A 22,703-nucleotide genomic window follows, 5' to 3' on the forward strand; every position below is an offset into this window, starting at 1 on the left:
GCGTCGCGCGCCCCGTCCAGCATCGTCACCGCCGGCACTGCGGAAACCGGGGCAGGCCGACGGGGCGATCGCGCCTCGGATGCGCGCCATGCCGAAGCGCCGCCGTCGTCGGGACAGGGCGGGGGCGGGCGAGCAGGGCTTCACCCTGATCGAGATCATGGTGGCGCTGGCGGTGTTCAGCCTGGCCGTGCTCGCGCTTGTACGGCTGGAGAGCGCCACGATCCGCGGCGCCACGATCCTCGACGATACGCTCGTCGCCAATCTGGTCGCGCGCAATGTCGCCAATGAGGCCCTGACCGAAGGACGCGTGCCGACGCTCGGACGTAGCGCTGGGGTGGAAAACAACGCCGGTCGCGCCTGGCGCTGGGTGCGCGACGTGCGGCCGACCGGCAATGCCCGCATCGTCCGCATCGACGTCGCCGTCGCCGACCGGCGCGGCGTGGCGATCGGCCGCGCCACCGCGGTACGTCCGCCGGACGACCAGCCATGAGCGCCGACCGTCGCAGCCCGACTGGGACAGACCCTGAAGCGGGCTTCACGCTGGTCGAGGTGATGATCGCCTTGCTGATCTTCGGCATGATCGCCGCCGCCGGCGTCGCGATCCTGTCGTTCAGCGTGCGGGCGCAGGCGGCGACTTCGGCCCGGCTCGACGACGTCTCCGCCGTCAACCGCACGCTCGCGCTGATCGCGGGCGACCTCGGCCAGGCGGTGGATCGGCCGGCGCGTGACGAGGGTGGACAGCTGCTGCCGGCGTTCACCGGCTCCGCCGACGGTCAGCTCCGCTTCGTGCGCACCGGCTGGGCGAATATCGACGCGGCGCCGCGCGCCAGCGCGCAGAAGGTCGCCTATCGCGTCGACGGCGGCACGTTGCAGCGGATCGCCTATCCGATGATCGACGGTGCCGCCCCGCTGCCACCAGTCGCGTTGCTCAACCATGTCGCCGGCCTCGGCGCGCGCTACCGTTTGCGCGGGGCATGGAGCGACCGATGGGACGGCACCCAGGGTGCCGCCCTGCCGCAGGCGGCCGAACTCGTCATTCGCCGCGATAACGGCACGGCGCTGCGTCTCGTCATCCTGGTCGGCACCGGCTATGCGCCGCCGCCGGTCGCAACCAGTCAGCCGCCGCCCGGGGGAGCCGCCGATGCGTCGCGTCGCTTCTGATCCCGAGCGCGGTGCGGCCTTGCTCACCGTGCTGATGCTGGTGGCTGTGATCGCCGTCATGGCGGCAATGGCGCTGGAGCATCTGCGTCTGTCGACCCGACTTGCCGGCAATGCCGCCGACGGTGAGCAGGCCCGCGCCTATGCCCGCGCGGCCGAAGTGTTGGCGACGACGCGGGTGACCGATCTCCTCGGCCAGGCCGGCGACCGGGTGACGCTGGCCGGGGGGTGGAGCGACCGGCCGATTCCCCTGCCGCTGCCGGGCGGCGGCAGCGCAGTCGCACGCGTCCGCGACGGCGGCAATTGCTTCAACCTCAACAGTCTGGTCCGCGCCGCCGGGCCCGGTCTCTACGCCGAATATTTCGAGCAGCGCGTCCAGTTCGTCCGGCTGATGCGGCTGCTCGGCATCCCGTCGCAGGCGGGGGAGGGGATCGCCGCCGCAGCCACCGACTGGATCGACAGCGACCAAAACCCGCTACCCGGCGGCGCCGAGGACGCGGTCTATCTCGGCAAGGAGATTTCCTATCGGACCGCCGGCACGCTGATGGCCGATCCCAGTGAGTTGCGCGCGGTCAACGGCGTCACGCCCGACATTTACGCCAAGCTGCGCCCCTGGATCTGCACCTTGCCCAAGGCACAGCCGACGACGCTCAACGTCAACACGCTGACCCCCGAACAGGCGCCGCTGGTGGCGATGCTGTTTCCTGACACGCTGTCGGTCGAGGCGGCACGGTCGATGATCATGCGCCGGCCGCCTGCCGGATTCGCCGATGCCACGGCGTTCCTCAATCTCGCCTCCGGCAATGGGACGGTGAGCACCGCGAGCGGACAATTTGCGGTCAAGACGACCTGGTTCGCGCTCGCCATCGACGTCGTTCAGGGGCAGGCACGGATCAAGGAACGTGCATTGATCGATGCGACACGGCTTCCCGCGCGGCTCGTCGCGCGGCAATGGGGCGATGACCTATGACGACGCTCCTCTTTCTCCCGTCCGCCGACCTCGGCCTGCGCTGGCTCCGCTTCGCCGACGACGATAGCGTCCTTGCGGGACAGGGGGTGCCGATCGGCGACGATGCGGTCGTCGCGGTGGCACCGCCCGAATCGGTGACGCTGCATTGGGCGACGCTGCCTGTCCGCTCGCCCGCGCAGGCGGTGGCGGCGGCGCGGCTGCTCGTCGCCGAAGCGACTGCGACGCCCGTCGCCGAATTGCATGTCGCCGTCGGCGACGAGGGTGAGGGGGATCGGCCCATCGCCGTGGTGGACCGCGGCGTGATGGCGGGCTGGCTCGCCGATCTGGCGGTGCAGGGTGTCGATCCGATCGCCATGGTCCCCGCGCCGCTGCTGCTGCCGCGACCGGAGGACGGCTATGTCCGGGCCGAAATCGCCGGCCTGCCGTTGATCCGCGGGCGCGCCACCGGTTTCGCCGATGAAGGCATGGTCACCGACCTCGTCGTCGGCGATGCGCCGGTCGAGCTGCTCGACGACCTGTTGCTCGACGGCTGGCTGGCGCGTGTCGCCGCCGCGCCGCCGCTCGACCTGCGCCAGGGGCCGTTCGCACGCCGCCGCCGCATCGGTATCGACTGGGCGCATGTCCGCCGGCTCGCGGTGATGGCGGCGGCGGTGTTGCTCGTCACGCTGGCGATCGATCTGGTGCGGATCGGCAAATATAGTTTCGGCGCCGATGCGCTGGAAGCGCGGGCCGAGGCGCTCGGGCGCACCGGCCTAGCGCGCGGCGAGACGGTGACGGATGTCGACCGTCAGCTGACCGAGCGGCTGAATGCGGTGCGCGGTCCGGGTCTTGGGTTCACGACCACAGTCGCCGCCGCCTATGCCGCGGTGCGCGCCACGCCGGGAACGGAACTGACCGGGCTCGACTTCCAGGCCAATGGCGATTTGCGACTGTCGGTCGCTGCGGCTCGCGAATCCCTGCCCACCGACCTCAAGCGATCGCTCGAACGGGCCGGCTTCACGGTCAACGCCGGCACCTTCCAGTCGGTCAACGGCCGGGTGACCGGCGAGATGACGGTCACGCGGCGGTGAGCACGGCTGTCTCCTCCCGCCCAATACCACAGGGGATCGTAACGCGATGACGGGTTTGCGCGCCTGGTTCGACGGCCGCTCGCTGCGTGAGAAGCGGCTGCTGCTCGTGATGGTCGGCCTCGCCGCCCTGACGATTGTCTGGGCGGGCATCGTCCGCCCGGTGCGGGACGGCCTGTCCAGCGCACGCGAGCGGCACGCCGATGCCGTCGTCCGCTTCGCCGAAACGGAACGCGCGGTCGACGCGATCCACGGCGCCGGCCGCCGGGTGCCGCTGACCGGGACGCCGGCGGATGCGTTGCGCGCCCAGGCCGAATCGGCCGGCTTCGTCCTCGCCACCCTCGACGAACAGAGCGGCGGGCGTGTCCATGCGACGATCCAGGCGGCGCGGCCTGCGGCGCTGTCGCGCTGGCTCGCACGGCTGGAGTCGGGCGGGCTGCTGGTCGAATCCGCGACCTGGCGCGACAATGGCGACGGCAGCGTCGCCGCCGATCTCACCGTACGGGCGCGCACGTCGTGAGGCGGCTGCGTCTCGCCACCGGTCCGGGCGTCCTGTTCGGTGCCTTGCTCGTCGCGGCGCTGCTCGTCTTCCTGCCGATGCGGCTGGCGCTCGGCTGGATCGGCCTCGGCGACCAGGGCTTCAGCGCGCGCACCGTGACCGGCTCCGTCTGGGACGGACGGCTCAACGAAGCGCGGTTCGGCGACCTCTCTTTGGGCTCGCTCCACGCCGGCCTGTCGCCGCTGGCCCTGCTGATCGGTCGCGCCCGCGTCGGGCTGGAGGACGACTTCGGCACGGTGCGGGGCGCGATCACGCTCAGCCGCCATCGCCGCGGGGTCGAGGACGTCACCGCGACTCTGCCGACCGGACGCGTCTTCGCGCCCTTGCCGGTGACGACGCTGATCCTCGACGGGGTCACCGTCCATTTCACCGACGACACATGCGACCGGGCCGAGGGGCGGGTCCGGGCGCTGCTGGTCGGCGACGCCGCCGGCGTGCCGTTGCCGACCGAACTGTCCGGCAACGCGCGCTGCGACGCGGGCCAGCTGCTGCTGCCGCTCGCCAGTCAGTCGGGCGGCGAGGGCGTCGATCTGCGCATCACCGGCCAGGGCCGCTACACTGCGGCATTGCGCATCACGCCCACCGATCCCACGGCGGCGGCGCGACTGGCCGAGGCGGGCTTCGTCCAGTCGGGCAATGCGTGGCGGCTTTCGATCCAGGGGAGCTTCTGATAGCTTGACGAAGTGCCGCCTCCCGCTTAGGGGCACGCGTCTTCGCGGCGACCGTAGTTCAATTGGTTAGAGCGCCGGCTTGTGATGCCGGAAGTTGCGGGTTCAAGTCCCGTCGGTCGCCCCACTTTCCTCAGCTTTGTAGCGGCATAGCCGAAATATCTGGTCAAGCTGACCGGGAAAGAATATTACTCGGCTTCGCAACATCCGTATAACGCAGTGGAGCAGGACATGACCTCGGTGTGGGATCTTCCGGATTTCGACGATCACGAGGGCGTCCACGCCTTCACCGACCCTGATTCGGGTTTGCGGGCGGTGGTTGCGGTCCACTCGACGCATCTCGGGCCGGCGGCGGGCGGCGCGCGCTTCTGGCATTATGCGGCGGGCGACCAGGCGGTGACCGACGCGCTGCGCCTGTCGCGCGGCATGAGCTTCAAGAACGCGATGGCGAACCTGGCGCTGGGCGGCGGCAAGGGCGTGATCCTCGCCGACAAGCCGGGCGCGGTGATCAGCGAGGCGCAGCTGAAGGCGTTCGGCCGCGCGGTCGAATCGCTTGGCGGCCGCTACGTCACCGCCGAGGATGTCGGCATGTCGGAAGCGCGGATGAAGGTGATCGCTGGCGAGACGAAGTACGTCTCCGGCCTGCCCGTCGCCAGCGGCGCGGCCGGCGGCGATCCCGGCCCGTACACCGCGCGCGGCGTCTATCTCGGCGTCAAGGCGGCGGCGGCGCGCGGTCTCGGCGCCACCGACATGAAGGGCGTGCACGTCGCAATCCAGGGCGTCGGCTCGGTCGGCGGCGGCCTCGCCCGCCTGCTCGCCGCGGATGGCGCCAGGCTGACGCTCGCCGATGTCGACGCGGCGCGGGCGCAGGCGCTGGCGGCGGAACTCGGCGCAGAGGCGGTTGCGGCCGGCACCATCCTCGGCATCGAAGCCGACATCTTCAGCCCCAATGCTTTGGGCGCGATCCTGACCGAGGCGACGATCCCGACACTGACCGCCAAGGTCGTCGCGGGCGGCGCCAATAACCAGCTGGCGACGCGCGAGGATTACGACCGGCTGCACGAGCGCGGCATCCTCTATGCGCCCGATTACGTCATCAACGCGGGCGGCATCATCAACGTCGGCCTCGAATATCTCGGCCAAGGCGACGAGGCCGAGGTGATGGCGCGGATCGACAAGATTCCCGCGCGTCTCAACGAAGTGTGGGACGAAAGCGACCGCACCGGCCGTCCGGCGGCGGAGGTCGCCGATACGATCGCACAGCGTCTGATCGGCCGCGGCTGAGCGCGCGGCGCCAAGTGGGGATCAGCGTGCGGTCCGGTCTTCACGCTGCTCGACCGCTCGAACGAGCCGTCACCCCGGACTGGTTCCGGGGTCCACCATGCCGCGACCCCACGTTGCGTTGCCTGGACAATGGTGGATGCCGGAACAAGTCCGGCATGACGGGACGTGAATTCAGGCCTGCCTCTCCCGACCAACAGTTCTGCGTTGCTCTCGCTCATTGCTGCGCTTGGCGGGTGCGGCTTTCCCCCCTATGACCGGCACCGCCGTGCCGAGCCTCCACGCCCTTGCGAACCCTGCGCGTTTTCTGCGCCTTGCGCGGCCGCTGACGCCGCTGCTGACGCTCGTCGGGATCATGTTGACCGCGATCGGCTGCTGGGCCGGGCTGACGCAGACCCCGCCCGACTATCTGCAGGGCGAGACGGTGCGCATCCTCTACATCCACGTTCCCGCCGCCTGGCTTGGCATGGGCGGCTGGAGCGGCCTGGCGATCGCCAGCATCGCCTTCCTCGTCTGGCGGCATCCGCTGGCGCAGGTCGCCGCGCGGGCGATCGCGCTGCCGGGCGCGACCTTCGCGGCGCTGTGCCTCGTCACCGGCTCGATCTGGGGCCGGCCGACCTGGGGCACGTGGTGGCAGTGGGACGGGCGGTTGACCTCGATGCTGCTGCTGTTCTTTGTCTATTGCGGCTATATGGCGCTCGCCCGCGCCGATGCGGAGCGTGGCGGCGACGGGCGCATCCCGGCGCTCTACGGTATCGGCGGCACCGTGCTGCTGCCGGTGATTCGCTATTCGGTGGTATGGTGGAACACCTTGCATCAGGGGCCGTCGATCGGCGTCACCGGATCGACCATCGCGCCGTCGATCCTTTGGCCGCTGGGCTTTACCGTGACGGGCTTCTCCCTGCTGTTCGCCGGTATTGTGCTGATGCGGATGCGCGCCGAGCTCGCGCGCATTAAGGCGGAGGCGCGGCTGCGCCGGATGGCGCGCGCATGAACCCCTGGCCGTTCGTGATCGCCGCTTATGCCGTGACGCTCGCCGGCGCGGGCGCGCTTGTGCTCGCCAGCTGGATCGCGATGCGCCGGGCCGAGAAATGACGCCGAAGAGTCAGCGCCTGACCCTCGCGATCCTGGCGGTCGCGGCGATCGTCGCCGCGGCGCTGCTCGCCATGTCGGCGCTGAAGGATCAGGCGAGCTTCTTCTACTCGCCCTCTGATGCGAAGCGCGACGGCCTGCCGCTCGGCCGGGCGGTACGGCTCGGCGGCATGGTGCAGGCAGGATCGATCCAGCGCGCCCGCGATGGCGTGACGGTGCGCTTCGTCGTCGGCGATGGGCAGGCGACGACCCCCGTCACCTTCGCCGGCATCACGCCCGATCTGTTCCGCGAACGCTCGGGCGTCGTCGCGGAGGGGCACTTCAACCCGGACGGCAGCTTCACCGCCACCAATCTGCTCGCCAAGCACGACGAGAAATACATGCCGCCGCAGGTGGCGGGCGCGATGCACGAAACCAAGACGCTGGAAAAATGATCGCCGAGACCGGCCTTAGCGCGCTGTGGCTCGCCGCCGCGCTCGCGCTGTTGCAGCTGATGCTCGCCGCCGCCGGCGTGGCGCGGGGTCGGGAGGCGGTGATCGCCGGCGTCCGCCCGGTCGCGATCGCGCAGGGCGCGCTGGCGATCATCGCAATGGCGGCGCTGATCGGCGTCTTCCTCGCCTCCGACATGTCGGTGCGCGTCGTCGTCGAGAACAGCCATTCGTCCAAGCCGTGGCTGTACAAATTCGCCGGCGCCTGGGGCAATCATGAAGGGTCGATGCTGCTGTGGGTGGCGATCCTCGGTCTCGCCGGCGGCGCGGTGGCGCTGGTCGAGCGGCGGCTCGATGCGCGCACGTTGGTGGCGACGCTCGGTGCGCAGGCGGCGCTGGCGCTGGGGTTCTACGCCTTCCTGCTCTTCTCCTCCAATCCGTTCGACCGGGTCAGCCCGGCGCCGCCCGATGGCCTCGGCCTCAATCCGTTGCTGCAGGACCCCGGCCTCGCTTTCCATCCGCCGACGCTCTACCTGGGCTATGTCGGCATCTCCGTCGCCTTCTCCTTCGCGGTTGGCGCGCTGGTCACCGGGCAGGTCGGACCGGTGTTCGCGCGCGCGATGCGGCCATGGGTGCTCGCCGCCTGGATCTTCCTGACGCTCGGCATCACCGCGGGCAGCTATTGGGCCTATTACGAGCTCGGCTGGGGCGGCTGGTGGTTCTGGGACCCGGTGGAGAATGCCTCGCTGATGCCGTGGCTCGCGGCGACGGCGCTGCTCCATTCGGTCAGCGTGCTGGCGGCGCGCGATGGTCTGCGCGCCTGGACGGTGATGCTGGCGGTGGTCGCCTTTTCGATGTCGATGATCGGCACCTTCCTTGTCCGTTCCGGCATATTGACCAGCGTCCATGCCTTTGCCGTCGACCCGCGTCGCGGCACCTTCATCCTGGTGCTGCTCGCCCTCTATATCGGCGGCGCGCTGGCGCTGTTCGGCGCGCGGATCGGCAAGGTGCGTGCCGGCACCACCTTCGAACCGGTCAGCCGCGAGGGCGGGCTGGTGATCAACAATCTGCTCCTGTCGGTGATCCTCGGCATCGTGCTGATCGGCACGCTTTACCCACTGGTGGCGGCAAGCTTCGGCGTGCAGCTGTCGGTCGGCCCGCCCTTCTTCAACAAGACCGCGGGGCCGATCGCGCTGGCGCTGGTCGTCGTCATGGCGGTTGGGCCGCTGGTCCGCTGGCGGCGCGACGAGGCCGGGCAATTGGTCGGCCGGCTGACCTGGCCGATCGCCGCGACCTGTTTTGCCGCCGCGGCGCTGGTCGCCTTCGGTCCGGTGCCCCTGTTGCCGACGATCGGCCTGTCCCTGGCGGCCGGCCTCGCCGTCGCCAGCGTCCTGCCGCTGCTCGGCCGCGACCTGCGGCGCACGCCCCTGTTCACCTGGGGCATGGTGGTCGCCCATCTCGGCATCGCGGTCAGCCTCGCCGGCATGGCGTCGGACGCGGCCTTCACCAGCGAGACGTTGCTCGCGGTCGAGGTCGGCCAGCCGGCGCGCGTCGGGCCGTTCACCGTCCGCCTCGACGGGATCAAGCCGGTGGTCGGCGAAGGCTGGTCGGCGCTGGAGGCGCGCCTGTCGGCGACGCGCGGTGACGAGCGGCTGGTGCTCCGTCCGCAGTCGCGCTTCTTCTCGACGCCGGCGACGACGACCAGCGAGAGCGCGATCGCGACATTGTGGGACGGCCAGCTTTACACCGTGCTCGGTCAGCCGGACGGGCAGGGGCGCTGGCAGTTGCGCCTGTGGTGGAAGCCGTTCGTGACGCTGATCTGGCTGGGCGGCGGCCTCGTCGCGCTCGGCGGCGCGCTGTCGCTGTTCGGGCGGTGGCGGCGTGAGCGTCGGGCACGGATGCGGGAGGCATGGGCATGAGGCGCGCGTTGCTGTGGGGGCCACTGCTCGCTTTCGCCCTGTTCTTCGCGGTCGTCGCAAGCGGCCTGATCCGCCCTGCCGACCGCACCGTCCGGTCGCAACTGGTCGGCAAGCCGCTTCCCACATTCACGCTGCCGCCGCTCGCGCCCGGCAAGCCCGGCCTGTCGAGCGCTGACTTCCGCAAGGGCCAGCCGCGGCTGCTCAACATCTTCGCCAGCTGGTGCATCCCCTGCGCCGCCGAGGCGCCGCAGCTGATGCGGCTGAAGGCGATGGGCATCGCGGTCGACGCCGTCGCGATCCGCGACACGGCGCCCGCGCTGACCGCCTTCCTGCGCCGCAACGGCGATCCCTATCAGCGGATCGGCGACGACAAGCAGAGCGCGGTGCAGCTGGCGCTCGGCTCGTCGGGCGTGCCGGAGACATTCGTGATCGACGGACAGGGCAAGATCGTCCTGCAGCATGTCGGCGATATCCGCGCCGAAGATGTCGACGGCATCGCCGCAGCGGTGCGGAGCGCGCGATGATCCGCCGTGTCCTGCCGATCCTGCTGCTGGTCGCGGCACCGGCACTCGCCGATCCGACGACCCCGCCGGCGCGGCTCGCCAATACGCAGCTCGCCGATCCCGCCAAGGAGGCAAAGGCGCGCGCGCTGATGGAGACGCTCCGTTGCCTCGTCTGCCAGGGGCAATCGATCGCCGACAGCGACGCCAGCATCGCCGGCGACATGCGCGCGCTGGTCCGGCAGCGGATCGCTGCGGGGGAAAGCGCCGGGTCGATCCGGCGCTGGCTGATCGCCCGCTATGGCGACTATGTCAGCTATGATCCGCCGCTCGGGGCAGCGACCTGGCCACTCTGGCTGGCACCTTTGATCTTGCTGGCGGTCGGCGTGGTGGTGGCGCGGGCGAGCTTCCGGCGGCGGGCGCGATGATCGGCTGGCTGTGCTTCGCGGCGCTGGCGCTCGCCGTGTCGGGCGCGATGATCCTGATCGGGCTGCCGCGATTGCTGTGGTCGAGCGTCGGCGCGGCGATCATGCTCGCCGGCGTCGGCTATGCGATGCAGGGGCGGCCGTCGCTGCCGGCGCATCCCGCCACGCCGCGCGCCTTGATCCAGCCCGACGACCTGACGATGTTCGACCTGCGCGACCGTATGCTCGGCCGCTATTCCGCCGATGCCGCCTATCTCACTGCGGCGGACGCGATGACCCGCGCCGGCGAACCGCAGGCGGCGGTGCGCGTCATCCTCGGCGGAATCGAGCATGTGCCCGAAAGCCTGATGCTGTGGACCGCGCTCGGCAGCGCGATGGCGGCGCATGACGGCGGCCAACTATCGCCACCGGCGCTCTTCGCCTTCCAACAGGCGATGCGCCTGTCCCCGCAGCATCCGGCGCCGCCGTTTTTCCTCGGCCTAGCCTATCTGCGCGAGGAGAATTTCGAAGAGGCCCGCCGCTATTGGGCGCGCGCGCTGGCGCTGACACCGGCGCACGCGTCCTACCGGCGCGACGTCGAGGTGCGCCTTGCGCTGCTCGACCGGCTGATCGCAATGCGGGAGGGGGATGGGGTGACCTCCCCGCAACGCTGAACGCTGCACCCCTTTCTTGAGTGCTCCTGCGGACGCAGGAACCCAGAGTTGCAGGGGTCATCATCCGCGGCTCTGAGTTGCTGCGTTCGTAAGAACATAGGGGTGGAGCCGTAGCCTTATTTCCCCCGTCCGGTCTTCTCTTGCAGTGCGTCGATGCGCTTCGACGCCTCGGCCTTGCTCAGCCCGTCGTCGAACGGTTCACCGGCTTCCTCGCTCAGCGTCTTGAGGTAGCTCGCCTGCGCGCCGGTCATCGGCTCGTCGCCGGTGGTCCAATCGTCCGGGTCCTTTTCGGCGTTGCCGGTCGGATGGTCCTTGGGATTTTCAATCTCTGACATGGGTTGGGTATCCTTTCCGAACACCCAACCCACATGTTCCTTATCCGTTCCAGCCGGAGAACGGCAAGTCCAGTGCCTCGGCAACGGCATGATGGGTGATCTTGCCGTGATAGACGTTGAGGCCGTTGGCGAGATGCGCATCCGCCTTCATCGCCGCTTCCGCGCCCATGTTGGCGAGCTTCAGCGCGAAGGGCAGCGTCGCGTTGTTGAGCGCGAAGGCGCTGGTCCGCGCCACGGCGCCCGGCATGTTGGCGACACAATAATGGATCACGCCGTCCACCTCGAACACCGGGTCCTCATGCGTCGTCGCGTGGCTGGTCTCGAAACAGCCGCCCTGGTCGATGGCGATGTCGACCATCACCGCGCCGCGCTTCATCGTCTTGACCATGTCGCGAGTCACCAGCTTCGGCGCCGCCGCGCCGGGCACGAGAACGGCGCCGATGACGAGATGCGCGTTCTTCACCGCCGACGCGATCGCCGCCTTGCTGGCATAGGCGGTTTTGATCTGGCTGGAGAAGAACATGTCGAGTTCGGCGAGGCGATCGTTCGAAATGTCGTAGATGGTGACGTCGGCGCGCATGCCGACCGCCATCTGCGCCGCGTTGACGCCGGAGACGCCGCCGCCGAGGATGGCGACCTTGGCCGGCGCGACGCCGGGCACGCCGCCGAGCAGCACGCCGCGTCCGCCCTGTTCCTTCTCGAGGTAATGCGCGCCGACCTGCACCGACATGCGGCCCGCGACCTCGCTCATCGGCTTCAGCAGCGGCAGGCCGCCGCGCGCCGCGGTCACCGTCTCATAGGCGATGCAGGTGGCGCCGGACTTGATCAGCCCCTCCGCCTGCGGCTTGTCGGCGGCGAGGTGGAGGTAGGTGAACAGCAGGTGGCGCGGCTCGAGCAGCGCGATTTCGCTCGCCTGCGGCTCCTTGACCTTCACGATCATGTCGGCCTGCGCGAACACTTCCGCCGCGGTGCCGAGGATCGTCGCGCCGGCGGCGACATAGTCGGCGTCCTCGAAGTCGATGCCGGCGCCGGCCTTGGTCTCGACCACCACGTCGTGGCCGGCGGCGACCAGCTCGGCCACCGACGGTGGCGTCAGTCCGACGCGATATTCATGATTCTTGATCTCTTTGGGAACACCGATCTGCATACAGACTCTCCTCTTGCGCGCGCATCAATAGCGCCGCACAGCCGGGAGAGGTTTGCAATCTCATCCATCCCAGTACACCGCGGCGGGATATTTTCCCGTAGGAGGGGAACAGGACGCACGATCATGCTTGACCCGCTCGACCGCCGCATTCTCGCACAGCTCGCCCGCAATTCCGATCTGACCAGCGCCCAGCTGGGGGAGGCTGTCGGCCTGTCGCCGAGCGCCGCGCACCGCCGGGTGGCCGCCCTGCGCGAGCGCGGCCTGATCGCCGGCTATCGCGCCGTGCTGAGCAAGAGCGCGCGCGGCGATCCCAGCACCGTGCTGGTCAACGTCACGCTGCGCGACCAGCGCGAGGAGACGATGGCGGCGTTCGAGCGCGAGATCGTCGACTGTCCCGAAGTGCGCGAATGCTTCCTGATGAGCGGCGAGGCGGATTACATGCTGCACGTCGAGGTGCGCCGCGACGATACGTTCGAGCGCATCCACCGCGAAACGCTGTCGCGCCTGCCCGGCGTCGCGCGCCTCGCCTCGCATTTCGTCATCCGCGAGGTGGTGCGGCGGACCTGATCCACCGCCCGGCAACCGAACCTCGTCGCGCGGCGTTGCCCCTTTCGTTCACCTCATGCTAAGGCGCGCCGCGATGGAACAGGTTGGGAACGAAGCGTCTCGCCCGCGGATCGTCGGCGTGATCACGATCCGGCGAGCGGCGCCATGAGCGCACCCGTCACGGCTTCGGTGCCCAGCGCCCGCGAAGGGCAACACCAGCACAAGACCGAACAGGCGCACGGCCAGGACGGCATGCTCAAGCTCGCGCTCGGCGCGATCGGCATCGTCTTCGGCGACATCGGCACCAGCCCGCTCTACGCCTTCCGCGAGACGTTCAACGGCCATCACAAGCTGGCGCTCGACCCCCTGCACATCATGGGCGTGCTGAGCCTGATGTTCTGGTCGATGATGATCGTCGTCACGATCAAATACGTCGCGATCATCATGCGCGCCGACAACAAGGGGGAAGGGGGCAGCCTGGCGTTGCTCGCGCTGGTCTCCGGCCGCACCAAGAGCCGGCGGTGGAGCACCGGCATCGTCCTGCTCGGCGTGTTTGCGACGTCGTTATTCTACGGCGACTCGATGATCACCCCGGCGGTCTCGGTGCTGTCGGCGGTCGAGGGGATCGCGGTCGCCGCCCCCGCCTTCGGCAATCTCGTGCTGCCGATCGCGGTGGCGATCCTTGTCTTCCTGTTCACCATCCAGAAGAGCGGCACCGCCCGCGTCGGCCTGTTCTTCGGGCCGATCATGCTGGTCTATTTCGCGACGATCGCGGTGCTCGGACTGATCAGCGTCGTGCACACGCCCGGCGTGCTCTGGGCCTTCTCGCCGCATTATGCCGTGGAGTTCTTCTACCTCGATCCGGTTCGCGCCTTCCTGGCGCTGGGATCGGTGGTCCTGGCGGTGACCGGGGCGGAGGCGCTCTACGCCGACATGGGGCATTTCGGCCGCCGCCCGATCGGCCTGTCGTGGCTGGTCTTCGTGCTGCCGGCGCTGATGTGCAATTACATGGGGCAGGGCGCATTGCTGTTCCGCGAGGGGCGGGCGGCGCTGGAAAGCCCCTTCTACATGCTCGCGCCCGACAGCCTGCAGCTGCCGCTCGTCATTCTTGCCACTGCGGCGGCAATCATCGCCAGCCAGGCGGTGATCTCCGGCGCCTTCTCGGTGACCCAGCAGGCGATCCAGCTCGGCTTTATGCCGCGATTGCGGATCGAGCATACCAGCGCGGCCACGGTCGGACAGATCTACATTCCGCTGATCAACTGGCTGCTGATGGCGATGGTGATCATTCTGGTGCTGTTCTTCCGCACCTCGTCCAACCTCACCTCGGCCTATGGCATCGCGGTGACGGGCGCAATGTTCATCGATTCCTGTCTGCTCGGCGTCGCGCTGCTGCGGCTGTGGAACTGGCCGATCTATGCCGCGGCGCCGTTGCTCGGCCTCTTCTTCCTGGTCGATGGCGCCTATTTCACCGCCAATCTGACCAAGGTGCCAGACGGCGGCTGGTTCCCGCTGATGATCGGGCTGATCGTCTTCACCCTGCTGACCACCTGGTCCAAGGGGCGCAAGCTGATGATGGAGCGGCTGCGCGAGGCGGCGATGCCGATCAAGGTGTTCATCACCTCCGCCTCCAATTCCGCCAGCCGCGTGCCGGGCACGGCCGTGTTCATGACCTCGACCGCCGACGGCGTGCCGCACGCGCTGCTGCACAATCTCAAGCACAACAAGGTGCTGCACGAGCGGGTCATCCTGCTCACGGTCAAGATCGTCGACCAGCCCTATTGGTCGGCGGACGACCGCGCCTATGAAGAGCCGATGGGGGAGGGCTTCTTCCGCGTCGTGCTGCGCTACGGCTTCATGGAAGAGATCGACGTGCCGGCCGCGCTCAAGCGGGTGCATGAATGCGGCGCCGACTTCCGGATGATGGACACCAGCTTCTTCCTGTCGCGCCAGACTTTGCTCGCTTCCGAGCGGCCGGGCATGATGATCTGGCGCGAGAAATTGTTCGCCTGGATGCTGCGCAACGCGGAAAGCGCGATGGAATTCTTCCGCCTGCCGACCAACCGGGTCGTCGAGCTCGGCAGCCAGGTGGAGATTTGAGCGCCGCGGGGCCGGCCGGCGGCCCGGCGCCGATCATCGTCACCGTCCTGTTCGGGCGGCAGGATCAGGGCTGGTTCGATGCGCAGCGCGCCGCGCATTTTCCGCCCGACCGCAACGTGCTCGCCGCGCACCTGACGCTGTTCCACCATCTGCCGCCGTCGGCGGAAGCCGAACTCAAGCATCGCCTGTCGCTCGCCACCCGCGGCATAGGGGCGCCGCGTGCGCGGATCGGCGGGGTGATGTCGCTTGGCCGCGGGGTCGCCTACCGGATCGAATCGCCCGAACTGGTCGCCATCCGCCGCGATCTGGCGGAGGCGTTCGCCGGCCTTCTGACGCCGCAGGATGCGGGCGGCTGGCGCCCGCACGTCACCATCCAGAACAAGGTGCAGCCGAACGTCGCCAAGCTGCTGCTCGGCGCGCTGGCCCGCGAATTCGCGCCCCGCGACGTCGAGATCGCCGGTCTGGCAAGCTGGTGGTATCGCGGCGGGCCATGGGAGCCGCTGTCGCGTCACATGTTCGCTTGACGCCTTCGCGGCGCCTACATATAGGCCGCGGCTCGCCGACGGCGATGCCCTTGGGGCGGAGTAGCTCAGCTGGTTAGAGCAGCGGAATCATAATCCGCGTGTCGGGGGTTCAAGTCCCTCCTCCGCTACCAACGTATCCGCCAAGCGCGTCGCCCTTCCGGCCTGCGCTTGCCTTGAACCAACGCCGGCTATTGTCAGCGCCGTTCACCACGACCCGATCACCTCGACATCCTTGGCTCCGCCTTCGTGCGGAATGCTTACGATCGCGTCGGCTCATGCGCGCAACTCAGCCGCTTCGCCGCCGGCAAGCGCGTCGGGGCGGTGGCGCGTGCCCATCGCGCCGGTCGACAGCAGAGTTCCGCGACGGTGGATGTCGGCGACCAGCCGGCTTATCGCCTCCAGCCCTTGTGTCGATTCGAACAGCCCGAATTGTCGCGCGAAGGCGTAGTCGCTCTGCGATCCGTTGCTCCGCCCCCAGCAGGACCGATCGCCGCTCGGACATCATTCCCCCCGATCCGATGGCTTGCCGGTGCCGACGGCACTCACGCCGCCGCGACGCTCGCGATTCGTCATCCTAATGCGAGCACCATCTGCTATACGGTAGCGCCTGCCTCCCAAAGCGCGGGCCGGATCGGACTGAGGCTGGCATCACGACCAATGGACCGGCCCATCGCAAACGCATCAGTTATGAACCTTTCGGAAACTTCCGCGGGGTAAGGTCCGGAGCGGTGGAGTAGAACCGATGCGTACGCGCTATCATTTTCCGAACGAGCGCCGGCGCGAAGAGCGCCGGGTGGCGCCGGCTGCGCCCTATCCTGGACCGGAGCGACGGCTGGCACAGCGGCGCAACGACGAGGTGAAGCTGGTCCGCAAACGCGAGCCGATCCACCGCGGCGTGCTGTGGGCCGGGGTGCTGGCGCTCTTCTGCGTCGTCGATGCGGTCAGCCTGGGCGGTGCCTATCGCCACATGATCGAGAATGCCGTCAGCGATGCCGCCGCGCGGACGCGCGACTGGTCGGCCCATGTCTGGGACTGGGGCCACTGATCGGTCAGCCGAACACCCGATAAGGGTCGTGCAGGACGATAAGTGAGTCGGCACGTGCCAGCCCGACCAGGGTCAGGCCGTGGGCACGGGCGTGATCGACCGCCATCGCCGTCGGCGCGGAAATGCCGGCGAGCAAAGGGGTTGCCGCGACCAGCGCCTTGTCCACCATCTCGAAGCTCAGCCGCGACGTGACGAACAGGAAGGCGTCGCTATGGCCGGCGCGCGCGCCGATCAGTTTGTCGAGCGCATTGTGCCGCCCGACATCCTCGAAGGCCGCGACGATGCGTCCGTCCGCATCGCAGGCGGCGGCGGCATGCACCGCGCCGGTCGCGGCATTGATCGGCTGGTGCGCGCGCAAAGCCGCGCCGGCGGCGAAGATCGCCGCCGCGGTCACCGTCGGGCGCGGCGGTCGCGCGGCGACGGGCCGACGCAACTGCTCCAATCCGGCGATGCCGCACAGGCCGCACGACGTATCGCTGCTGCGGTGGCGGACGCGATCGTGGATGCGGCCGGCGCAGGTCGGCGCCAGCACGATGCGCAGGATCCAGCCGTCGGCGGCCTCGAACGGCTCGACCGCGACGATCTCGTCCGGCCGGTCCGCCAGCCGCTCCGTCAGCATGAAGCCGGTCGCGAACGCTGCCAGGTCGCGCGGCGTCATCATCATCACCGCATAGCCCAGCCCGTCGACCTCGATCGCGACCGGCGCCTCGACCGCAATGCCGCGCAGGTCGTCCGAGGTGCGGCCATCGGCGTAAACGATGCGGACGGGCTCGCGGCGAAGGGGATCGGAGGGGACGGCGCTCATAGCGCCATCAGATCCTCCGGCCGGTTGACGTTGGCAAGCGGCGTCGGGCTGGCGATGGGCAGCGCACCGACGCTGCGCGCCCAGCTTGCCACCGACCGATCGGCCCCGGCACGGCCGAGCCGGTTGAGCAGATTGGTGCGCAGCACCGCCGGCCAGAAACCGATCACCGGCGCGTCGCTGCAATACGCCGGCGCCCGCCGCGTCAGCGCCTCGAGCATCGGCTCGGGCAGGCGCGGCGTGTCGCAGGGCAGGGTCAGGACGCAGCCGAAGCCATGGGCGGCGGCATGGTCGAGCGCCGCGGCGATCCCGCCTAGCGGCCCGAGCCCAGGGGCTGGCAGGTCGGCGATCCCGCCGTCGCGACCGACCACCACCACCGTATCGACATGCGGTGCCAGTTGCGCCCGGACCAGATCGATCAGCCGCGCACCGTCGAGCAGCGCGACGGCCTTGTCGCTGCCGAAACGGCGGGATTGCCCGCCGGCCAGGATGGCGCCGAGGATCAGGCGCTGCGCTCCACCCGCACCGGCACCGACTTGGCCGCCGGCACGTGGCTCTGGTGGGCGTGATGCGCGACGGGAATCAGCACGTTGCACTCCGGATAATAGGCGCCCAGGCAGCCGGCCGGAATGTCGTAGGGCACGACCAGCAGATTGCCGACGCGCGTGTCGCCGTTGCCGCCGGCATCGCCGACCAGATCGACGCGGTCATGCTCCTTCAGCCCCATCCGCGCCATGTCGCCGCGGTTCATCATCACCACGTCGCGCGTGCCTTTGATGCCGCGGAAGCGGTCGTGATAGCCATAGACGGTGGTGTTGAACTGGTCATTCGATCGCAGCGTCATCAGCCGGAATCGGCCTTCCGCATCCTCGAAGCCGGTCGCGCTCATCGCCGTCGGCACGTTGAACTCGGCGCGACCGCTTTCCGTCTGCCATTCGCGATGCGCGGCGGGCACGCCCTTCCAGAAGCCGCCGGGAATCCACATCCGCTCGTTGAAGCGGTTGAACTTGTCCGGATAGGTCGCCTCGATCGCGTCGCGTACCAGGCCATAATCGCCGACCCAGGCGTCCCAGTCGACCTTCGGATTGGGCGCCAGCAACGCCTTGGCGATCCCGGCGACGATGGCCGGTTCGGACAGCAGGGTAGGGGCCGCCGGCGTCGCCCGGCCGCGCGATCCGTAGATGCGGCTGAACGAATCCTCCATCGTCACCGCCTGCGCGCCGCCCGCCTGCTCGTCCGTCTCGATCCGGCCGAGGCAGGGGAGCAGATAGCAGGTCTTGCCCGGCAGCAGATGCGTGCGGTTGAGCTTGGTCGCGATGCTGACCGTCAGTGGCAATTGCTGCCACGCCGGTTCGATGCGCGCCGTGTCGGGCACCGCGCGGGCGAGGTTGCCGCCCAGGCCGACAAACGCCTGCGCGCTGCCGTCGATGATCCGCTCGCACGCCTCGACCGTGTCCCAGCCCTTCTCGCGTGGCGGCTCAAAGTCGTAGAGGTCCTTCAGCCGGTCGAGCGGCGCCAGCTCGGGCTTTTCGGTGATGCCGACCGTCCGCTGCCCCTGCACGTTGCTGTGCCCGCGCACAGGGCCAAAACCGGCACCCGGCTTGCCGACATTGCCGCGCAGCAGCATGAAATTGACCAGCATGTGCAGATTGTCGATGCCGTTGACGTGCTGGGTCAGGCCCATGCCGTAAACGCAGATCACCCGCTTGGCCTTGGTATAGATCCGCGCGGAGTCTTCCAGCTCAGCGCGGGTCAGGCCGCTCTCGCGCTCGATCCCGTCCCATCCGGTCGCGCGCGCCCGGGCGGCGAATTCCTCGAAGCGGACCGTGTGCTGCGCGATGAAGTCGTGGTCGAGGATCGCCGGTCGGCCGGCCGCCCGCGCCGCATCGTCGGCCTCGATGACGTATTTGCTCAGGCCCATCAGCGCGGCGATGTCGCCGCCGGCCCGCACCTGATGATATTGGCTGGCGATCGGCGTCGACTTGCCGGTCGCCATCTCGATCGGGTTCTGCGGATCGGTGAACCGCTCGAGCCCGCGTTCCTTCAGCGGATTGAACACGACGATATCGACGCCGCGCTTGGCGCAATCGCGCAGCGGGTGGAGGAAGCGCGGGCTGTTCACCCCCGGATTCTGGCCGAAGTAGAAGATCGCGTCGCAGACGTTGTAGTCCGACAGGTGGATCGTGCCGACCGGCGATCCGATCGCCTGCTTCAGGCCGACCGACGTTGTCTCGTGGCACATGTTCGAACTGTCGGGCAAATTCTGGCTGCCGTACATCCGCGCCATCAGCGCCCACATGTACGACGTTTCCAGGCTGGCGCGGCCCGAGGCGTAGAAGACGACCTTGGTCGGGTCGAAGCCCTTCAGCTGCGCGCCGATGTCGGCGAATGCCTCGCCCCAGCTGACCGCGACATATTTGTCGGAGGCAGCGTCATATTTCATCGGGTGGGTCAGCCGCCCGGCCTGTTCGAGGTCGTAGTCCTTCCAGCCGCGCAGCTCGCTGATCGTGTGCTTGGCGAAGAATTCGGGCGTGGTGCGATAGCTGGTCAATTCCCAGGCGGTCGCCTTGGCGCCATTCTCGCAGAATTCGGCGATATGCGGATGGGCGGGCTTTCCCCAGGCGCAGGACACGCACATGAAGCCACCGGGCTTGTTCTGCCGGGTCAGTTCCTTGGCCGCCTCTGGCCCGACCTTCTCGCGCATTGAGATTTCGGCAAGCGACTTCATCGACCCCCAGCCACCGGCGGGACCCGTATAGGGGCTGGTGTCGATATCGTCCGTCTTGTGCATGTCAGGCCCTTCCGCTTGGAAAGACCAACGCCGCCGCGGCACTTTCGATGCAGGACGGTCATTTTTCCTGCGGTGGCGATCCGATGGCGCCGTGCCATCGATCTGTCAGCAAACTGCAACTCGGTCGTCTTCGGACCTGTCTAGGCGCGGCTCCGTTCAATCGGGGGACGACGACAGTGACGTACAAGAACAGGATGCGCACTTGCGTGTGCGCGGGCGCGATCCTGGTTGCCGGTTATGCGCCAGCCTTCGCGCAAACCGGCGGATCCGTTGTTGCTGCGGGCGACGATCCGCAACAGGCGCTCGGCGACATCATCGTCACCGCGCAGAAACGGCCGGAAACGCTGCAGAAGACGCCGATCGCTATTTCGGTGCTCGGCGCCGCCGATCTGACCAACCGCCACGTCCAGTCGCTGACCGACCTCGGTGACGGTGCCATTCCGTCGCTGCGCGTCGCGCCCTTCTTCTCGCGGCCGGGGGCGCTGATCGTCAACGTGCGCGGTGTCGGCGTGCTGGGGGACAGCAACCAGCCGGCGCGCGACCAGGGCGTCGGCATCTATATCGACGGCGTGTATCAGGGGCGGCCACAGGGTCTCGGCGCCGCGCTGTACGACGTCGACAATATCGAGGTGCTGAAGGGGCCGCAGGGCACGCTGTTTGGCCGCAACACCGAAGGCGGCGCGGTCAATATCGTCACCAAACGGCCCAGCGGCCTGTTCAAGATGAACGCCACCGCCGGCTTCGGCAATTACGGTGCCTATAAGGGCGAGGTGCATCTCGACCTGCCCGAAGCCAACGGGATCAGCGTCAAGCTGGACGGCGTGCTGACCCGCCGCGACGGCCTGGTCCGCAACCCGCTCGCGGGCGCGTCCGACTTCAACGCTTTCGACAAGCGCGGCGCCCATGCCGAAGTGCTGTGGAAGATCGCGCCGGACTTCACCGCCGATTATGCCGTGGATACGTCCTATGATGCGACCACGACGCTGTACAATCAGCTGCTCGCGCCCGGTGCCGGCCTAGCCGCGACGGCCACCGGCCCGGCCATCGCGCCATACAAGCTCGCCGCGGTGGCGCGGCCGTCGTCGACGCGCCAGCTCGTCGCCCCGGTCGGCTCGCCCCAACAGCCGAGCATCGGCAAGACCAGCGGCATGCGCCTCAACCTCGAATGGCAAGCGGTGCCGACGCTGATGATCAAGTCGATCACCGCATTCCGCCGGCTGACGCAGGGGCAATTCGACAACGGTTCGGCCGCGCCGGGGCTGCAACAGCCGGTGACGTCCAGCAATCCGACCGCCGCGTTCAACGTGCCGCAGACGATCGCCGGCGTCGCCTATCCGGGCTTTCCCTTCTCCCGCTACAGCCTGGCCTATTTCGCCCAGCATCAGTTCAGCGAGGAAGTGCAGGGGATCGGCTCGCTCGGCGACGAAGTGAAGTTCGCGGTCGGCGCGCTTTATTACCGCGAAGGCGTCAACGACAATGCGCAGGCGTACAATACCAACGCTTTCGCCGATGGGGCCGGCAGCAGCTATGTCGTGCTGACGCTCGACCCGGCGACGCGGCCGATCGATCGCGCCAGCCATGTCACGACCACGAGTCTCGGCGCGTACGGCCAGGGCACTTGGACGCCCGGGGCGCTGGGCGACATCGTCCATCTCACGCTCGGCGCACGCTATACGCATGACAAGAAAGAGGGCGCGCTGACCACGGTCAACAATGCCGTGCCGTCGATCCCGATCAATGGCGTCACCGTGACCGGGCCGGTCCCGTTGCGCTATAGCAAATCGCGGGTCGACCCGATGGTCAACCTCGCCGTCGACCTGGCCGACGATGTCCATGTCTATGGCACATGGAGCACCGGCTATCGCTCCGGTGGCGCCAATTCCCGCTCGCTCAACTACGCCGCCTTCAACCCGGAAACGGTGTCGATGTTCGAGGTCGGCGCCAAGACCCAATTCTGGAACAATCGCGGCCGCTTCAACGTCGCCGTCTATGCCGGCACCTATAAGAACATCCAGCTCGACTTCAGCGGCCTGTACGAAGACGTCGTCAACGGCATTCGCGTCGCGACGACGCGCACCACGACCAATACGGTCAATGCGCCGGGCACCGGCCGGCTGAAGGGGATCGAGGCGGAGCTGACGCTGGTGCCGGCGCAGGGCCTGACGCTCGGCGCCAGCTATGCCTACAACCACGTGCGGATCCCGGCGACGATCAATCCCTTTCCGCAGTCCGGGGGCGTGTTCATCACCGTGCCGGTGCCGATCTATCAGATCTATACGCCCGACCATTCGGCGAGCGGGACGATCGACTATGAAGTGCCGCTGGACGGCGTCGTGCTGCGCGCCCACCTCGACGGCAATTACGCTGCGGGCTTCTACGCCGGCTATACCGACTCGACCTACGATCCGGTGACCCGCGCGGTGCGCTATGCTCAGCCGAAGGGCGATGCCGGCTTGGTCTTCAACGGCCGTCTGGCGCTGGCGGATATCGCCTTGTCCGGCGGCACCAAGCTCACCGTCTCGGCCTGGGCACGCAATCTGTTCAACGAACAGCATGTGTTCGTGAAGTCGGGTGCGCCGCAATCGGGGCTCAGCGGCTTCTTCAACGATCAGCGGACGTTCGGCGGCGAACTCAACCTCCGCTTCTGACGCCTGTACCGGCCGCGCCGCCCGTGCGGTCCGGCCGGTCCCCTT

Annotated in this window: 23 protein-coding genes and 2 tRNA genes; 20 read left to right on the forward strand and 5 right to left on the reverse strand. The window is 68.6% G+C overall.

Features of this window, described 5'->3' with window-relative positions; genetic code table 11:
* Positions 1 to 79 precede the first annotated feature (79 nt).
* The 14 genes from gspI to D9601_RS03950 all read left to right on the forward strand — a co-directional run bounded on the left by gspI (position 80) and on the right by D9601_RS03950 (position 10,720).
* A complete protein-coding gene (gspI, locus tag D9601_RS03885) occupies positions 80 to 490 on the forward strand; it encodes a type II secretion system minor pseudopilin GspI (protein WP_232473802.1) in 411 nt (136 codons plus the stop codon).
* A complete protein-coding gene (gene gspJ / locus D9601_RS03890) occupies positions 487 to 1,161 on the forward strand; it encodes a type II secretion system minor pseudopilin GspJ (RefSeq protein WP_198352590.1) in 675 nt (224 codons plus the stop codon). Before gspI ends, gspJ begins: the two co-directional genes overlap by 4 nt.
* Positions 1,142 to 2,128: a type II secretion system minor pseudopilin GspK gene (gene gspK, locus D9601_RS03895; RefSeq protein WP_198352591.1), complete on the forward strand. Its 987-nt coding sequence runs from the start codon at positions 1,142 to 1,144 to the stop codon at positions 2,126 to 2,128. Before gspJ ends, gspK begins: the two co-directional genes overlap by 20 nt.
* Complete coding sequence (gene gspL, locus D9601_RS03900) at positions 2,125 to 3,198, forward strand: type II secretion system protein GspL (protein WP_198352592.1); 1,074 nt, start codon at positions 2,125 to 2,127, stop codon at positions 3,196 to 3,198. Before gspK ends, gspL begins: the two co-directional genes overlap by 4 nt.
* A 46-nt stretch (positions 3,199 to 3,244) precedes the next feature.
* Positions 3,245 to 3,715, forward strand: a complete 471-nt coding sequence (gene gspM, locus D9601_RS03905; protein WP_198352593.1) for a type II secretion system protein GspM — start codon at positions 3,245 to 3,247, stop codon at positions 3,713 to 3,715.
* Positions 3,712 to 4,425 (forward strand): type II secretion system protein N, encoded by a 714-nt coding sequence (gene gspN, locus D9601_RS03910; RefSeq protein ID WP_198352594.1) that lies wholly within the window; start codon positions 3,712 to 3,714, stop codon positions 4,423 to 4,425. Before gspM ends, gspN begins: the two co-directional genes overlap by 4 nt.
* 47 nt (positions 4,426 to 4,472) lie before the next feature.
* A tRNA-His gene (locus D9601_RS03915) sits at positions 4,473 to 4,549 on the forward strand.
* A 104-nt stretch (positions 4,550 to 4,653) separates the two neighbouring features.
* Positions 4,654 to 5,706: a Leu/Phe/Val dehydrogenase gene (locus D9601_RS03920; RefSeq protein ID WP_198352595.1), complete on the forward strand. Its 1,053-nt coding sequence runs from the start codon at positions 4,654 to 4,656 to the stop codon at positions 5,704 to 5,706.
* 250 nt (positions 5,707 to 5,956) lie between these two features.
* On the forward strand, positions 5,957 to 6,697 hold the full coding sequence (gene ccmC, locus D9601_RS03925; protein ID WP_232473803.1) for a heme ABC transporter permease CcmC: 741 nt from the start codon (positions 5,957 to 5,959) through the stop codon (positions 6,695 to 6,697).
* Between the two features lie 97 nt (positions 6,698 to 6,794).
* Complete coding sequence (gene ccmE, locus D9601_RS03930; RefSeq protein ID WP_198352596.1) at positions 6,795 to 7,229, forward strand: cytochrome c maturation protein CcmE; 435 nt, start codon at positions 6,795 to 6,797, stop codon at positions 7,227 to 7,229.
* Positions 7,226 to 9,142, forward strand: a complete 1,917-nt coding sequence (locus tag D9601_RS03935) for a heme lyase CcmF/NrfE family subunit (RefSeq protein WP_198352597.1) — start codon at positions 7,226 to 7,228, stop codon at positions 9,140 to 9,142. The genes ccmE and D9601_RS03935 overlap by 4 nt, the downstream gene beginning before the upstream one ends.
* Positions 9,139 to 9,666 (forward strand): DsbE family thiol:disulfide interchange protein, encoded by a 528-nt coding sequence (locus tag D9601_RS03940; protein ID WP_198352598.1) that lies wholly within the window; start codon positions 9,139 to 9,141, stop codon positions 9,664 to 9,666. The genes D9601_RS03935 and D9601_RS03940 overlap by 4 nt, the downstream gene beginning before the upstream one ends.
* Positions 9,663 to 10,070, forward strand: a complete 408-nt coding sequence (locus D9601_RS03945) for a cytochrome c-type biogenesis protein (RefSeq protein ID WP_198352599.1) — start codon at positions 9,663 to 9,665, stop codon at positions 10,068 to 10,070. Before D9601_RS03940 ends, D9601_RS03945 begins: the two co-directional genes overlap by 4 nt.
* Positions 10,067 to 10,720 carry a tetratricopeptide repeat protein gene (locus D9601_RS03950; protein ID WP_198352600.1) on the forward strand — a complete coding sequence of 218 codons (654 nt, stop codon included), beginning with the start codon at positions 10,067 to 10,069 and terminating at the stop codon, positions 10,718 to 10,720. Before D9601_RS03945 ends, D9601_RS03950 begins: the two co-directional genes overlap by 4 nt.
* A gap of 116 nt (positions 10,721 to 10,836) precedes the next feature.
* On the opposite strand, the gene D9601_RS03955 is transcribed toward D9601_RS03950, so the two are convergent.
* Both D9601_RS03955 and ald read right to left on the reverse strand, forming a co-directional pair.
* Entirely contained in the window at positions 10,837 to 11,055 is a 219-nt protein-coding gene (locus tag D9601_RS03955; RefSeq protein ID WP_198352601.1) for a DUF3072 domain-containing protein, read from the reverse strand.
* Positions 11,056 to 11,095: 40 nt separating this feature from the next.
* Positions 11,096 to 12,202, reverse strand: coding sequence for an alanine dehydrogenase (gene ald / locus D9601_RS03960; protein ID WP_198352602.1), 1,107 nt, complete (start codon positions 12,200 to 12,202; stop codon positions 11,096 to 11,098).
* Positions 12,203 to 12,325: 123 nt separating this feature from the next.
* Between ald and D9601_RS03965 the strand changes: the two genes are divergently transcribed.
* The 5 genes from D9601_RS03965 to D9601_RS03985 all read left to right on the forward strand — a co-directional run bounded on the left by D9601_RS03965 (position 12,326) and on the right by D9601_RS03985 (position 16,417).
* Complete coding sequence (locus D9601_RS03965) at positions 12,326 to 12,769, forward strand: Lrp/AsnC family transcriptional regulator (protein WP_198352603.1); 444 nt, start codon at positions 12,326 to 12,328, stop codon at positions 12,767 to 12,769.
* Between the two features lie 144 nt (positions 12,770 to 12,913).
* Positions 12,914 to 14,848, forward strand: a complete 1,935-nt coding sequence (locus D9601_RS03970; protein ID WP_198352604.1) for a potassium transporter Kup — start codon at positions 12,914 to 12,916, stop codon at positions 14,846 to 14,848.
* Positions 14,845 to 15,372, forward strand: coding sequence for a 2'-5' RNA ligase family protein (locus D9601_RS03975; RefSeq protein ID WP_198352605.1), 528 nt, complete (start codon positions 14,845 to 14,847; stop codon positions 15,370 to 15,372). The genes D9601_RS03970 and D9601_RS03975 overlap by 4 nt, the downstream gene beginning before the upstream one ends.
* A 54-nt stretch (positions 15,373 to 15,426) precedes the next feature.
* A tRNA-Met gene (locus tag D9601_RS03980) sits at positions 15,427 to 15,503 on the forward strand.
* 611 nt (positions 15,504 to 16,114) lie between these two features.
* Positions 16,115 to 16,417: a hypothetical protein gene (locus tag D9601_RS03985; RefSeq protein ID WP_198352606.1), complete on the forward strand. Its 303-nt coding sequence runs from the start codon at positions 16,115 to 16,117 to the stop codon at positions 16,415 to 16,417.
* Positions 16,418 to 16,421: 4 nt separating this feature from the next.
* On the opposite strand, the gene fdhD is transcribed toward D9601_RS03985, so the two are convergent.
* The 3 genes from fdhD to D9601_RS04000 are packed head-to-tail and all read right to left on the reverse strand — an operon-like array spanning position 16,422 to position 20,010.
* Positions 16,422 to 17,222, reverse strand: a complete 801-nt coding sequence (gene fdhD / locus D9601_RS03990; RefSeq protein ID WP_198352607.1) for a formate dehydrogenase accessory sulfurtransferase FdhD — start codon at positions 17,220 to 17,222, stop codon at positions 16,422 to 16,424.
* Positions 17,219 to 17,815 (reverse strand): molybdenum cofactor guanylyltransferase, encoded by a 597-nt coding sequence (locus tag D9601_RS03995; protein WP_332837889.1) that lies wholly within the window; start codon positions 17,813 to 17,815, stop codon positions 17,219 to 17,221. The genes fdhD and D9601_RS03995 overlap by 4 nt, the downstream gene beginning before the upstream one ends.
* A complete protein-coding gene (locus D9601_RS04000) occupies positions 17,722 to 20,010 on the reverse strand; it encodes an FdhF/YdeP family oxidoreductase (protein WP_198352608.1) in 2,289 nt (762 codons plus the stop codon). Before D9601_RS04000 ends, D9601_RS03995 begins: the two co-directional genes overlap by 94 nt.
* A 194-nt stretch (positions 20,011 to 20,204) precedes the next feature.
* On the opposite strand from D9601_RS04000, the gene D9601_RS04005 reads away from it, so the two are divergent.
* Positions 20,205 to 22,658, forward strand: a complete 2,454-nt coding sequence (locus D9601_RS04005; protein ID WP_198352609.1) for a TonB-dependent receptor — start codon at positions 20,205 to 20,207, stop codon at positions 22,656 to 22,658.
* Positions 22,659 to 22,703: the final 45 nt, after the last annotated feature.

The sequence above is a fragment of the Sphingomonas sp. MA1305 genome (assembly GCF_016107325.1).
Taxonomy (GTDB): domain Bacteria; phylum Pseudomonadota; class Alphaproteobacteria; order Sphingomonadales; family Sphingomonadaceae; genus Sphingomonas.

What these genes read in the sequence shown, in the direction of transcription:
- gspI (WP_232473802.1), top strand. Translation starts at nt 80, where the DNA reads ATGCGCGCCATGCCGAAGCGCCGCCGTCGTCGGGACAGGGCGGGGGCG.
- gspJ (WP_198352590.1), top strand. Translation starts at nt 487, where the DNA reads ATGAGCGCCGACCGTCGCAGCCCGACTGGGACAGACCCTGAAGCGGGC.
- gspK (WP_198352591.1), top strand. Translation starts at nt 1,142, where the DNA reads ATGCGTCGCGTCGCTTCTGATCCCGAGCGCGGTGCGGCCTTGCTCACC.
- gspL (WP_198352592.1), top strand. Translation starts at nt 2,125, where the DNA reads ATGACGACGCTCCTCTTTCTCCCGTCCGCCGACCTCGGCCTGCGCTGG.
- gspM (WP_198352593.1), top strand. Translation starts at nt 3,245, where the DNA reads ATGACGGGTTTGCGCGCCTGGTTCGACGGCCGCTCGCTGCGTGAGAAG.
- D9601_RS03920 (WP_198352595.1), top strand. Translation starts at nt 4,654, where the DNA reads ATGACCTCGGTGTGGGATCTTCCGGATTTCGACGATCACGAGGGCGTC.
- ccmC (WP_232473803.1), top strand. Translation starts at nt 5,957, where the DNA reads ATGACCGGCACCGCCGTGCCGAGCCTCCACGCCCTTGCGAACCCTGCG.
- ccmE (WP_198352596.1), top strand. Translation starts at nt 6,795, where the DNA reads ATGACGCCGAAGAGTCAGCGCCTGACCCTCGCGATCCTGGCGGTCGCG.
- D9601_RS03935 (WP_198352597.1), top strand. Translation starts at nt 7,226, where the DNA reads ATGATCGCCGAGACCGGCCTTAGCGCGCTGTGGCTCGCCGCCGCGCTC.
- D9601_RS03940 (WP_198352598.1), top strand. Translation starts at nt 9,139, where the DNA reads ATGAGGCGCGCGTTGCTGTGGGGGCCACTGCTCGCTTTCGCCCTGTTC.
- D9601_RS03945 (WP_198352599.1), top strand. Translation starts at nt 9,663, where the DNA reads ATGATCCGCCGTGTCCTGCCGATCCTGCTGCTGGTCGCGGCACCGGCA.
- D9601_RS03950 (WP_198352600.1), top strand. Translation starts at nt 10,067, where the DNA reads ATGATCGGCTGGCTGTGCTTCGCGGCGCTGGCGCTCGCCGTGTCGGGC.
- D9601_RS03955 (WP_198352601.1), bottom strand. Translation starts at nt 11,055, where the DNA reads ATGTCAGAGATTGAAAATCCCAAGGACCATCCGACCGGCAACGCCGAA.
- ald (WP_198352602.1), bottom strand. Translation starts at nt 12,202, where the DNA reads ATGCAGATCGGTGTTCCCAAAGAGATCAAGAATCATGAATATCGCGTC.
- D9601_RS03965 (WP_198352603.1), top strand. Translation starts at nt 12,326, where the DNA reads ATGCTTGACCCGCTCGACCGCCGCATTCTCGCACAGCTCGCCCGCAAT.
- D9601_RS03970 (WP_198352604.1), top strand. Translation starts at nt 12,914, where the DNA reads ATGAGCGCACCCGTCACGGCTTCGGTGCCCAGCGCCCGCGAAGGGCAA.
- D9601_RS03985 (WP_198352606.1), top strand. Translation starts at nt 16,115, where the DNA reads ATGCGTACGCGCTATCATTTTCCGAACGAGCGCCGGCGCGAAGAGCGC.
- fdhD (WP_198352607.1), bottom strand. Translation starts at nt 17,222, where the DNA reads ATGAGCGCCGTCCCCTCCGATCCCCTTCGCCGCGAGCCCGTCCGCATC.
- D9601_RS04000 (WP_198352608.1), bottom strand. Translation starts at nt 20,010, where the DNA reads ATGCACAAGACGGACGATATCGACACCAGCCCCTATACGGGTCCCGCC.
- D9601_RS04005 (WP_198352609.1), top strand. Translation starts at nt 20,205, where the DNA reads ATGCGCACTTGCGTGTGCGCGGGCGCGATCCTGGTTGCCGGTTATGCG.